The organism is Nocardia sp. NPDC058518, from assembly GCF_042719655.1.
Classification (GTDB): domain Bacteria; phylum Actinomycetota; class Actinomycetes; order Mycobacteriales; family Mycobacteriaceae; genus Nocardia.
Genome location: NZ_JBHXNJ010000001.1, coordinates 716140 through 728427 on the forward strand (window position 1 = coordinate 716140; position 12288 = coordinate 728427).

The 12288-nt window shown below is 65.8% G+C and carries 9 protein-coding genes; 6 read left to right on the forward strand and 3 right to left on the reverse strand.

Annotation, left to right across the window (positions count from 1 at the left end):
- The first annotated feature begins 430 nt into the window (after positions 1-430).
- Both mobF and ACFWPX_RS03140 read left to right on the forward strand, forming a co-directional pair.
- On the forward strand, positions 431-6337 hold the full coding sequence (gene mobF, locus ACFWPX_RS03135) for a MobF family relaxase (protein ID WP_378925491.1): 5907 nt from the start codon (positions 431-433) through the stop codon (positions 6335-6337).
- An 82-nt stretch (positions 6338-6419) separates the two neighbouring features.
- The gene (locus tag ACFWPX_RS03140) at positions 6420-6989 is read left to right on the forward strand and encodes a GNAT family N-acetyltransferase (RefSeq protein ID WP_378925493.1); all 570 of its coding nucleotides are present in this window, start codon (positions 6420-6422) and stop codon (positions 6987-6989) included.
- Between the two features lie 153 nt (positions 6990-7142).
- Here the strand turns inward: ACFWPX_RS03140 and ACFWPX_RS03145 are convergent, their stop codons facing one another.
- Together ACFWPX_RS03145 and ACFWPX_RS03150 are read right to left on the reverse strand one after the other, a co-directional pair.
- Positions 7143-7622, reverse strand: coding sequence for a hypothetical protein (locus tag ACFWPX_RS03145; protein WP_378926117.1), 480 nt, complete (start codon positions 7620-7622; stop codon positions 7143-7145).
- A 339-nt stretch (positions 7623-7961) separates the two neighbouring features.
- Positions 7962-8297, reverse strand: a complete 336-nt coding sequence (locus tag ACFWPX_RS03150; RefSeq protein ID WP_378926119.1) for a flavoprotein — start codon at positions 8295-8297, stop codon at positions 7962-7964.
- Positions 8298-8369: 72 nt separating this feature from the next.
- On the opposite strand from ACFWPX_RS03150, the gene cutA reads away from it, so the two are divergent.
- Positions 8370-8702: a divalent-cation tolerance protein CutA gene (cutA, locus tag ACFWPX_RS03155; protein WP_378925495.1), complete on the forward strand. Its 333-nt coding sequence runs from the start codon at positions 8370-8372 to the stop codon at positions 8700-8702.
- Here cutA and ACFWPX_RS03160 read toward each other — a convergent pair.
- Positions 8683-9561, reverse strand: a complete 879-nt coding sequence (locus ACFWPX_RS03160) for a hypothetical protein (RefSeq protein ID WP_378925496.1) — start codon at positions 9559-9561, stop codon at positions 8683-8685. The two genes, cutA and ACFWPX_RS03160, sit on opposite strands and share 20 nt — an antisense overlap.
- Positions 9562-10452: 891 nt before the next feature.
- On the opposite strand from ACFWPX_RS03160, the gene ACFWPX_RS03165 reads away from it, so the two are divergent.
- The 3 genes from ACFWPX_RS03165 to ACFWPX_RS03175 all read left to right on the forward strand — a co-directional run bounded on the left by ACFWPX_RS03165 (position 10453) and on the right by ACFWPX_RS03175 (position 12086).
- Positions 10453-10701, forward strand: a complete 249-nt coding sequence (locus ACFWPX_RS03165) for a hypothetical protein (protein WP_378925498.1) — start codon at positions 10453-10455, stop codon at positions 10699-10701.
- 534 nt (positions 10702-11235) lie between these two features.
- Complete coding sequence (locus ACFWPX_RS03170; RefSeq protein WP_378925500.1) at positions 11236-11385, forward strand: hypothetical protein; 150 nt, start codon at positions 11236-11238, stop codon at positions 11383-11385.
- Between the two features lie 173 nt (positions 11386-11558).
- Positions 11559-12086: a hypothetical protein gene (locus ACFWPX_RS03175; protein ID WP_378925502.1), complete on the forward strand. Its 528-nt coding sequence runs from the start codon at positions 11559-11561 to the stop codon at positions 12084-12086.
- Positions 12087-12288 lie beyond the last annotated feature (202 nt).

Consider the following 12288-nt stretch of genomic DNA (forward strand, 5'->3'; position numbering starts at 1 on the left):
CTTTAGCATGATACGGAGACCACCGAGAGAGACACCTCTCTCGTCGTCGGACGCGTCAGATGTGTCTAAGAGACCGGCCGACCGGCTCACTGATCGCGGCGGTGTCAGCGCGCCAGAGGGCAATCGCGCGGATGGGAATCAACCGAATCCAACACCGTGACAACCAGTCAGAATCCCACCGCTCGTATCCCGCTCTCGCCCATCACGTCTCACTCCCTGCCACCCACACCCGCCCGCGCCACGCCCGCAACACTACTTCGCCGCCGCCACACGCAACCGCCCCTCCCCTCCTCTCACCCCCTTTTCACAAGCACACGTCTTGCACCCCGGCATTGCAATTCGATCACGACCAGCGAAAACGCTTGCGCATAACAGAAATTGAACACCTTACCCTCTTGTAATTCCCAATTGTTGGGTGCCTCATGGAGTTATGGTCGCGACCATTCATAAAGTCGCCGCGGGAAACGGCTACCAATACTACCTGCGCAATGTCGCCGCTCACGATGCCACCACTCGTGGGCGGTCATCGCTGGCCGACTACTACTCCGCCCACGGCGACGCACCCGGGCGCTGGCACGGCACCGGACTGGCAGCCCTCGGCATCACAGCCGGTGACGAAGTCACCGAAGAACAAATGAAAAACCTGTTCGGACTAGGAATCCACCCCAACGCCGAACAGATCGAAGACGCCGTCTACACCACCCAACGCAACCTCGGTGCGACCGACAAACAGGCCACCCGGACCGCGGAGAAGGCATCCAAACTCGGCCAAAAATTCGCAGTGTTCGAACAACAATCACAATACCGACAGCTCTGCGCCGACGCCTATCGTAAATACAACATCGCCCGCAAAGTCGATCCGGCAACCGCCATTCCCGCTACCGAACGAGCACAGATTCGTACCGAAGTCGCGACCGAAATGTTCACTCTCGAATACGGTCGTGCACCACGGAATTCGCGGGAACTGTCGGGTTGGGTCGCAAAAAACTCTCGCCCCGAGCGCACGGCGGTCGCTGGTTTCGACATCACGTTCAGTCCGGTCAAGTCCGTCTCCGCGCTCTGGGCGATGGCCCCACCGTCGGTTGCGACCCGGATCGAGGGCGCACACCGGGCCGCGGTGGGCGATGCTTTGGCGTGGATCGAAGACAACGCGCTGTTCACTCGCCTGGGTCGCGGCGGTATCCGGCAGGTCAATGTCGAGGGAATCGTGGCGGCGTCGTTCACCCACCGCGACTCCCGCGCTGGCGATCCGGACCTACATACCCATGTCCTGATCGCCAATCGCGTGCGCGCCGAGGACAATCGGTGGCGCACGATCGACGCCGCGGTCGTGTACGAAGCGATCGTCACCGCGTCGGAAATCTACGACTCCCGCGTCGAGCACCACCTCGAAACAGTGCTCGGACTCCAGTTCGAAGCCCGCCCCGACCGCGACCCCAACAAGCGACAGATCCGCGAAATCATCGGTGTTCCAGTCGAGTTGATCGAGGCTTGGTCTCAACGCCGGACCGCGATCGCCGCACGTCTGGACCAGCTCACCGCTGCTTTCCAGACCACGTTCGGACGCGAGCCCGCCCCCGGCGAAGTGCACCAACTCGCCCAACGCGCAACGTTGGAAACCCGTCCCGCCAAACACCTCCCGCCCGTTCACGTCGCACAACGAACCGAGTGGGCACGCCAGGTCCACACCCTGTTCGGCAGCGATACCGCAGCCCACGACATCGTGGACAGGTCTCTGTCGCCGCCGGATATCGACCGCCCCCTCATCGACGACGGGTTCGTTGATCGGGTAGCGCGCAGCGCGGTGGAGGCGGTGGCTGCACGGCGGTCGACGTGGAAGGTGTTCAATCTGCGCGCCGAAGTCGAACGGCAACTGCGCGGCCTGGTCGAACCAAACCAGTGGGACATCGTCTCCCAGCGCGTCATCACCGCGGCGCTGCGGGCACCGTCGGTGATCGCGCGGGGCGACCCGGATCTGACCGAACAGCCCACCTTGCACGCTGTCCCAGCATATTTGCGCCGCCGGGACGGCACTCCGATCCACGTGCGCGCGAACTCCCAGATCTACACCACCGAATCCACCCTCGCCGTCGAAACAGCCCTGATCGCATTGTCAGTCGAGCCCGGCGCTCGCGTCCTCGAGACCGAACTGGTGGCCAAGTCCGTCTCCGGCTACAACACCACGAACCCGGATCGCCCCCTCAATGCCGGCCAGATCGGTGTCATCTCCTCCTTCGCCACCTCCGGACTCCGCGTCCACACCGCCAACGCCCCGGCGGGAACCGGCAAGACGACCGCCATGCAAGTCCTCACCACCGCATGGCATTCCGGCGGCGGAACAGTGCTCGGTATGGCCCCCACTGCGGCCGCGGCCGCTGTACTCGGGGAGTCGATCGGCACCCGCGCCGAGACCGTCGACAAACTCCTCGACGTCATCGACCGCCACACCCCGAGCCCGAACAGCCCGACCATCACCGGCATTCATCCGCCGTCCTTGCCCCAATGGGTCCTCGACATCGACGACCGAACCCTGGTGATCGTCGACGAACACGTCACACTCGGCAACACCAAACGCCTACAACTACTGCGGTTCCTCTACGGACGCAGCGCGACGGTGCGCTGCATCGGCGACGACAAACAACTCCCCGCGATCGAAGCCGGCGGCGCCGACACCGACATGAACGCCGCCTCCCCCGAACAAACCCTCACCCTGTCCCACGTCGTCCGGTTCTCATCCACCGCTGAAGCGACCGCCTCGATCGGACTGCGTGACGGCGACCCCGCCGCGCTGGCCTGGTACCTGGACAACGACCGCATCCATGCCGGACACACCGGATCGGTCTACGACGACACCTACCAAGCCTGGGCCGCTGACGATCTCGCCGGTCGCGACACGGTCATGTTGGCGCCTACCCACGAGGTCGTGACCGCGCTCAACGCCCGTGCCCGCGCCGACCGACTCACCCGAACCGTCACCGAACCAGGTCCAGAAGTGGTGCTCACCGACGGTCTTCTCGCTTCGATCGGTGACATAGTGCGCACGCGACGCAACAACCCGAAGCTTCGTTTCGGCGAGCACGACTGGGTTCGCAACGGCTACTCCTGGACCGTCACCGCGGTCCACGACGACGGTTCCCTGACCGTTTCACACCGCCGCCGCGGCGCCGAGAGCGACCATACGGTGCGGCTTCCGTCCGAGTATGTGCGCGCGTATGTGCGTCTCGGGTATGCGTCGACGATCGATTCCGCGCAGGGAATCACCGCCGGGGCCTGCCATGTCGCGTTGTCCGGACGCGAGTCCCGCCAGCAGTTCTATGTCGCGATGACCCGCGGGATCCACGCCAACCACGCCTACATCGTCACCGCGCTAGACGGCGCTGAGGGCGCGATCTACACCGAACCCGGCACCTACCCACGCACCGCGATCGAGATCCTGCACCGCGTGATGGCCCGCGACGGAGCACAGAAGTCCGCACACACCACTTTGCGTGATGCCCTCGATCCGACGCTCAGGATCGGGCGCGCGGTCGATATCTATCTCGATACCCTTGGCCTGGCGGCCGAATACGCGCTTGGTACCGACCGACTCGAAGCCCTCGACCACGCTGCCGACACCGTTCACCCGAACCTGACCAACAGCGCCGCCTACCCCGTCCTACGCCAACATCTCGCGCTCATCGCCCTCACCGGTGCCGATCCCGTCGCTGCACTCCGCACCGCAGCCGGCAAACGGGAACTCGATACCGCCGACGATCCAGCGGCGGTTCTGGACTGGCGCCTGGATCCCACCGGTGCTCACTCCGCAGGCACTGGCCCCCTTGCCTGGACACCGGGACTCCCCGGCGGTGTCATCGACCAGGGTCTCGCCGAGCCGGTTCGGGCCCGCGAACGGATCGTGGTCGCACTCGCCGCACAGATCCGCGACGCCGCACAACAGTGGACACCGAGCACCGCACCAGCCTGGGCACGACCACTGCTGAGCACCGACCCCGCCTTGCTCGGCGAGCTCGCAGTATGGAGGGCAGGTCTGCATGTCGCCGACACCGATGTGCGTCCGACCGGCCCGGCCCGCTACACAGATCTCGAACGGAACCACCAGCAGCGCCTCGAACAACAGATCATCGACGCCCACGGCGACCCGACACTCGCGCGCAACCGGTGGGCCGAGGTCGTCGACACCATCGATTCCCGCATCACTACCGACTCCTACTGGCCGATGGTGGCCGACAAGATCGACCTCGCCGACCGCGCCGGACTCGATATCATCACCCTGCTCACCGACGCCGCCGCCGATCATCCGTTGCCCGATGAGATGCCCGCCGCGGCACTGTGGGCGCGCCTGGAACTCGAACCGTCCGCGCTCGACACCACTGGCTCCGATCTGCTCCGACCGGACTGGCTGTCCGACCTCGAAGCCGTCCTCGGCACAGGTATGACTGACAAGGTCACCACCGAACCGGCATGGCCACGCGTCGTGGCCGCGGTCGAGCGCGCCACCAGCACCTGGGCACCCCGCGATCTGCTCAGCACCGCCTACGAACTCTTGCAAGGCGCCGAACCCGACGACGCCGTCCCGCTGCGCCCCGACCAACTCGCCGCCGCGCTGGCTTGGCGCATCGACGCGCTCCACCACCACTCCCCGACACCGCAACCATCCGCCTCTGTACCAACTCCGGCCGCACCTGAACCGGCCGTGCCAGCCGACAACGACGAGCCTTCGACCATCGTCGTCGCGGCCGAACTGACCACGACCCCTATCAACGATGCGCCGGGCTCCGACATCGACAGCCGTGACAGCCACGGTGACCTCGCGACGGGAGTCGAGAGAATTGCTCGATTGTTCGCGGCAGGGCGAGTGTCTGACGCCGTCTCCGCGTTCCGAGCATTCAGGAACGAGCTCTCCGACGACGAATACGCGGTGCTCACCGCGGTCTCGGAGACCCTCTACCAGAACAGCTTCCCCGTCGCGCGGGCTCGACTCCGCTGGGCCGCCCAACAATTCCCGCAGCACCGCACGCTGATCCACGCCTGCACCCCCTCGACCGACCCACACACCTTCCACCGTGACACCGGACCGGACCGTGGCCGCCCCCATCCCGTTTACGACCATCGCGAACACATCAACCCCGCGATTACACCGGCGTTGTTCGACCCAATCCAGGCTGCGGGCAACGATGCCTTCGACACCTACATCGACGACGCCGAACCCTTGGCTAGCCGTGATCTAACGCCGACGGACCGGCCCCGACCGACAGGCGCTGGCTACCCGCTCGACTACTACCTGGCCGCAATGCCCGCCATCGCCGGCCTACCGTGTGTCGACTGCAGCATCGAACGGCCCCGCAACGCGAGCGTGCCCGTGCCTCCTAGTCGCTCCGACGACGGACTCTGCCACTCGTGCCGCGACGACGAACGGCCACCTATTCCCGACCACAACCCGGCCGAGCATCTCACCGCCCGCTGCGCGCATATCGCCGAATCACACCCTGCGCCTGCAGCATTGGCGATGCTGCGCCGCGACTGGCGGATACTCGACCAGGCCGGGCGCGCTGCCATCCAGCAGTGGCTGGAAGACAATCCACTCACCGAACAACCACTCCCGGCCCTCGAGGCGCTGCAGCGATTGTCCGATCGTGACCTCGCGAACGCGATCGACGGACTTGCCCAGCGCCTCAGCAACATCGCCACTGAAGCCGAATTCTTCGCCCCCACCCGACACGACCACTTCAACACCGACCCCGAGCCCAACCCGATCGTCGCCCAACACCGGCACGCCGCCAACAACGCACAACAAGCGGCCCGACAACACGCCCACGAACTCGACAGCGCCATCCGCCGACTCCACGCCACCTCCGGTGCACTCGCCACCGCGCGAGAAGAACTCGACGCTCTTCCCGTGACGCGGCGCCGGCAGCGGAAAGCCTTGCAGGAGCGCATCAACACGTTGGCTGGCGAACACCGCGAATGCAGCGAAGCGCACGAGAAGATCCGGAACACCGCTCGCGCGGCGAATCGTCACGCCAACGAACTACTCACCAGAGCCGAGCACACTGACGCCGAAGACGAAAGCCGACGCCAGGCAGAGCGGGCACGCACCGCCAACGACGCCACCACAGTCCGCGAAGAAACTGTCACAGCACTGCGGCTAACGCTCGGATCCGAGCTGGCCGATCACCGCGCAGAACACCTCCGACGCCAAAAATTGTCGCCAACGAAGCGACGGCTCGAGGAGCGTGCGCGCATCGAACTCGCTTCAACAGCTGACGACTTCGCCTTCAACGAGTACGCCGAACCGGACAGCAACACGCCGGGTAGCCGAAAAGACCTCGGTCTGTAGTCACCCCCACCGACGATCAGATCGAAGCCAATATCAGCCGACTCCTCGACGAGGAAGGCTCCCATGGCCGGACAATGCAGATATGCCCGAGTTGATGTCGGCCGTGGTCGATCACGGCACGTTCACCACCGACCAGCCCACCCTCACCGACGCAAACGGCCTGACGCTGCGCCCCTGGAACGATGCCGATTCACCTACCGTGTACGAAGCATTCCAAGACCCCGCGATCCGTCATTGGCACGTGCGGACCGCCGAGTCCGTCGAGCAGGTTCGCCAATGGATTTCCCGGTGGCGCTCAGACTGGTCTACTGGCAACGGCCAATGGGCCATCACCAGCAACGGAGAAGTCACCGGGCGTATCGGGCTGAGGTCCTCGGACCTCACCGAAGGCGTCACCGAACTCGCGTACTGGACTCTGCCCGCCTGGCGCGGACACTCCATCGCACCCCGTGCCGCAAACACCCTGACCCGGTGGGCATTTCACGGCATCGGGTTCGACCGGATCGAGCTCACTCACTCAGTCCAGAATGCGCCATCGTGCCGGGTCGCAGCCAAATGCGGATTCACCTTCGAGGGCACACTGCGCGGCGCCGGTCGCCACACCGACGGCCGCCACGATATGCACCTCCACGCCCGGCTCCGCATCGACTAAATAGGTCCACACAATCCGTGTTCGGCCAACACCGTGATCGTAGGGTGCCGTCAACATCCCAGACAACGAGTCCCGCCTGTATCTCAACGATGTCCACCGCCTACTTCAGTTGGTGATGTACGGACTGCCGAGATGCATCAGCCGTTGGCATCGCTAATCCCTCACTGCGCCTTCCGGCCACACGATGTCGACCCGAATGCCGCGCTGCCACGCCAGCTCGACCACGGTCCCGGTGCCCGCGCGCTGCCCGTCCTGGCCGTCCCAGACCGCGATCATCCGATCGACCCCTTGGACGAGTGCCTCGTTCGCGGCCTCATAGGCTTCGTGACTCGCATTATCGAAGTCCATGACCCGCACCGTCGCGGCGCGGGCGACCAACGCATCGAACGGCGCAAGGTGGTCCGGCTTCACCTTTGCCTCGCGGTAGCCGACTGAGGGCAGCACGACCTCCAGCTGGCCTCCGATATCGACGACGGCTTCGGCGAACACACTGTCGGAACCCCGAGCGATGCAAGACATCCCCACGAGATCCGGGGTACTCGCGAGCAGATCGATGATCGCCTTCCGCACCAGGTCGGCGGTCGCGGCGGTGATGTTCATGTGTCCGGTGACGCTGATCCTCACGTCGCCCATCACGACGGGGACGGCACCAGTGGGTGCAGCATGTCCCGCAGCTCGGCTACTGTTCGGCTGGTTCCGCATTCGCCCGTGCCGCTAGTACACCGACGGGACTTTCGCCTGGACACGTTGGGACTGTTCCTGCTGGCTTCCTCGAGGGCAGCTTCGCCGAGGCGGAGTGCGTCGGCGTATTCGCCCTGGATGAGTCGGGCCTCGGCAATTCCGAGCCCGTCCAAGGCGCTGGACTACCACCGGTTGGGCCGTCGCAATGCGATGGCCGAGGTGATCACATGGGCGGCTTCGTCGGCGAACTCGGGCTCGGCGCGGGCGAGCCTGCCTGTGGCACGGCCATGCTCACGGATTCTTGCAGACGGTAGCGGGTCCCGCAGCGATCAGTGGTTCTCCTAGCGCGCTCAGCGCCGACGTCCATGGAAGCGGGCCGGTGTCGGCTTCCTCTGTGATGCGCACGAATCGCACGCCCCACTCCGCAAGACGTTCGCGTGCTTGGCGTACGGCCGGGAAGTTCATCTGCTCCTGCTTTGCGTGCGGGATCGCCACGACGGGCAGCCCAGCGCCGACAGCCTCTACCAGCAGGGCGAGCGGCAGCGTGTCGCCTATGCCGGTGGCCCATTTGGCCAGCGAGTTCGTAGTCAATGGTGCAGCGATGATCGCGTCAGCGGGCGGCAGCAGGTCGTCGGTTCCCGGTTGTTTGAACTCCCCGAGTCATGACAGAAGCTGACGCAGGTCGCTAGCCTCGTTGTCATGACTTCCGAATCTCGTGTGTGGGCTATGACCACGACGTTGCCGACCGAACAGGACGCGCACTCGATCGCGGAAAGCGTGGTCGGAGAACGTCTGGCCGCTGGTGCCGAGATCGTCAAGCAGGACAGCGTGTTCTGGCATCTCGGGAAAGTTGGGACCGGCCCGGAGTGGCGGTTGACCTTCCGCGTCGCCGCGGCCGGTCGGGACCGTCTCGCCGAGCGCATCGCGGAGTTGCATCCGTGGAGCGGGCCCGAGATCAGCGCGACACCGGTACCGTGGACGACCGAGAAGTACGCCCAGTGGGTCGAAAGCCCTACAGTGCCACAGGAATAGGCGCGCGCGCCGCTGTTGCGCGGGCGAGGAGTTCGGGCCCGCCAGTGACGCCTCTACCGACGCACCGCTGAGCGACCTCGCGGATTCTGATCAACGGCCGTGCTGACGCGACTGTGGTTGCAAGGTCCAAAGCGGTGTCGGCGGTGGCAATCGTGGACTCGGGATCGCCCGCGTCGAGGCACGCGTCGGCCAGCCACGACAGGTAGAGAGCTCGGTCGCGAGCCCAGTGTGCGGGGTAGCCATCCAGAGCCCGCACCAACGGTGGTGTGGCCTTTCGCGGTTCGCGGAGTACCGACCACACCCGACCGGTCATGATGTCGAGCTCGTTGTGGTCGATCCATGAATACCAGCTCGGTTCCGGGTCCGAACCGGTGTCGTTCTGGAGCGCGTCCCTGGCCATATCGAGCGCGCGCGCCGCGCCGTCGCGGTCGCCGCTACGTGCACGCGACCAGGCTCGCCGCGATTCCAATAGCGCCACCGCTTTCGGGGGTGCACTGGTTCCGAGCGCGTCGCAGGCGGCGTCGGCGACGTCGGCAGCTTCGCGATCGTTGGTTGCGTAGGCGATGTGCACGAGCGCGTTCGCCTCGAGAGCCCGGTCGCCGGCCTCTCTCGCTGCCTGCTTGCCGTAGACGAAGAGCCGGTGAGCAGCATCGTTGAAACCGGCGTCGAACGCGGCCCACCCGGCTTGCTGTGCCTGCTGGGACGCCAACTCCGCCAGCCCACGCGCGACGGCTGTTCGCGGGGACATGGTCTGGAGGGCGGACTCGGTGCGTGAGAGCTCGGTGGCATAGAGCTGATAGGTGTCACCGCCGCCGAGGTGGTTGTCCAGCTCGACCAGACGGCCGAACTTCGTGCGCATTTCGACGATCTCACTGCTGCCGATCTCGCGACTCGTCGAGGCGCCGCCGACTACGGTCAGCCCTGCGAGGGCGAGGAAGTTTCGTCGCTTCGTGGCGTCGGCCCTTTCCGCGTCTTTCTGGGTCCGTTTCGGGTACAGGCCCAGATCCGATTCCGACGTGCACCCCAGGATCGCTACGAGAGCGTCCCGGCTCGCACGCCTTGGCCAGGCGATCTCGCCGCACTCTATCCGGCTGATCGCTTGAGCGTCGACGGCTGGGCGAACCCCGACCGCTACCTCAACATAGTCGCAGACCTGTTCGGCCAGCTCGGCCTGAGTGAGACCACGAGCCAGCCTCCGACCGCTGAATTGCGTATTCGCGATGACCCCCTCGCGGACGTTATCTGCCTACAGTTCTGCGCTGTTGAGGCCGCCGCAAATTCGGGACGCTGGATGCACACCCACCGTCGGCCCCTGAGATCCGATCCCTCATCACGAATCCTACGGCGCGAGAGCGTTGTTCGTCTTGCAGATCCGTGCGGTTGCTGCCCGGCGGTGGGTGCCGACTCGATCCATTCGTATTCCCCGGGAGCCTGGTATGTCACCGAGCACCACCGATCTGCGGGCCAGCCGCCATGACGACTCGTCCGGTCCCACCCTGAAGAGCCGCGAACCCGCACCGTTCGTTGTGGCCACTCACGCAGGCCACGGACCCCGATGTGCCCAGTACCTGACCGGGAAATGCCGCCGGTACACCACCGGTACGCCCACGCTACGCCACCACTGTGCGGTTCCTGCCAATGCTGTTGACGGGCAACGATTGAAACCAGAACCCGCTTCGGAGAATCCGTGGCAAAACTGCCGAACGGGTGCACCTCGTTGTTTTGGAAGCGTCACCAGGAAGGCCCGCGCATGACACATTCGGACGAGCTGAACACGCAGCCCGCGGTGCGGCCTGCCCAGTCCTCGGGCGCCAGCCCGATCGCTTCCGCCAACACTGTCACCGCGGCCGAGGCCACCCACAACCAATCGCGCGCCGAGCTTGTCAGAGCGCTCGAGGCGATGGAGCTGGCCGGGTTTCTCACGGCTACGCCCGCTGTAACCACGACCGAAGCCGCCGACACGACGGCCGTGACCGCGCCGACCGGGGAGTTGCGATGACCCAGACCAGCACACCTAGAGCATGGACCGAATCCCCCCACTCACGCTGCCAGTTCTACAGGAGCGTGTGCTCGCTGCCCACCGTGATCGATCCGACAACGGGGCGGATCACAATGCGGTCCGGGTTTGTCGGGGCGGTGATGATGCCGACCGAGCTCGCTCAGCGAGTCAAAACCAGTCTCGATCTTCGCGGTGTCGCACCGTTGTCGATCGTCGGTCACCCACGCGCAGAAATGTGGACATTCCTTGTCCGAGCCGATATTCGGCCGATCGGTGACCCCGCCGAGGTGGCGCGCTTGCGGAAGGCACGGGTGGTGGTGATCCGAGATGGCGACATCGCGTTGCCCTCCCCGGTGGCGGACCCGCTAGTGATTCGCACGTGGGTGTCCCCGGCCACCAGCGCTTTTCGACCCTCGGGAGCCGTGGTGATCGAATGCGCGTTATCGCTGTTGAGGCAGACCCGGCCATGAGCACCGGCGGCCGGTCACCGCGCCCTGACGAACCCGATATTCGACTATCGGTCGATTGGCCGGTATGCGAGTGTATTTCGCCGCCTGCCTGACCGCCGCGCTGGTGTTCGTCTGCGAGGTGACCGCCCGCCGCCCCGGCACCGTCGCTGTCTACCCCGGCCACTGCGCCGGACTGCCCCGCCTGCCTAACGAGCGACTGTTCCTACAACCCTGACCGCGCGCAAGGCGCCCATCCACCACCCGAATGACCTTGGCACGACAGCCCGGTGAGACCTGACGACACCTCACCCAGCCTTTGTCGCGCGCCAAGGCGGCCCCGGAGTCGATTCCCGGCGACTACCGGGGCCACCCCAGCCCTCGCGAACGACACCGAAGGACCCGAACGCCATGTACGCGAAGTTCGACACGACAACCACCTCCCCCACCGCTCGCTCACGCCGCCACCGATGGATAGCGGCTGGAGTGCTGGTCGGGCTCGCTGCCCTCGCGGTGGTTGCGGCGGTAACGGCCCCGAACGGGAGTGCGCAGCCGACTGGTTTCGCGTGTGAGGAAACCTCTGGACCCGACGTGTTCACCGGATCCGGCCCTGGTGACACCACCAGCGGCCCGGCTGCGATCCTGGGGTTCAACCCCGCCTACTACGTGGACCGATCCGCCGAGCTGGCGCGCCGGTTCCTGACATCGGACTCGACGATTGCCACAGGTGACCGGTTGCAGACCGGGATCGATGCCGTGCCCACCGACACCCGCCATTGCGTGAGCATCGCATCGTTGAACATCAACGGTGAGTCGGCGCGGTGGACGGTGACCGTGACCGAGTTCCGGCCCGGCACCGAGCCCTGGATCGCAACGCAGACCGTGACTACCCGCACCAGCGACCGGGTGACCCTGATCAGCGAGATCACCGCGTCCTGACAACTGGGCCGTTCACACAAACCACCTGAATACCTCGGACCGAATCCGGCGACCCCCGAGCCGGTCGGATCCGAGGGTGGGGAACGTGGCCCCCGGGCCCCCCCCCCCCCCCCCCCCCCGGGCGGCCCCCCCCCCCCCCCCACACCCCCCCCCCCCGCACCCCCCCCCCCCCCGCGCGATAATAAAACAAGACCGCGCCCCA

Bases quoted from the DNA above. Each gene is read 5' to 3' on its own strand.
- mobF (WP_378925491.1), top strand. From the start codon at position 431: ATGGTCGCGACCATTCATAAAGTCGCCGCGGGAAACGGCTACCAATAC.
- ACFWPX_RS03140 (WP_378925493.1), top strand. From the start codon at position 6,420: ATGCCCGAGTTGATGTCGGCCGTGGTCGATCACGGCACGTTCACCACC.
- ACFWPX_RS03145 (WP_378926117.1), bottom strand. From the start codon at position 7,622: ATGGGCGACGTGAGGATCAGCGTCACCGGACACATGAACATCACCGCC.
- cutA (WP_378925495.1), top strand. From the start codon at position 8,370: ATGACTTCCGAATCTCGTGTGTGGGCTATGACCACGACGTTGCCGACC.
- ACFWPX_RS03160 (WP_378925496.1), bottom strand. From the start codon at position 9,561: ATGCGCACGAAGTTCGGCCGTCTGGTCGAGCTGGACAACCACCTCGGC.
- ACFWPX_RS03165 (WP_378925498.1), top strand. From the start codon at position 10,453: ATGACACATTCGGACGAGCTGAACACGCAGCCCGCGGTGCGGCCTGCC.
- ACFWPX_RS03170 (WP_378925500.1), top strand. From the start codon at position 11,236: ATGCGAGTGTATTTCGCCGCCTGCCTGACCGCCGCGCTGGTGTTCGTC.
- ACFWPX_RS03175 (WP_378925502.1), top strand. From the start codon at position 11,559: ATGTACGCGAAGTTCGACACGACAACCACCTCCCCCACCGCTCGCTCA.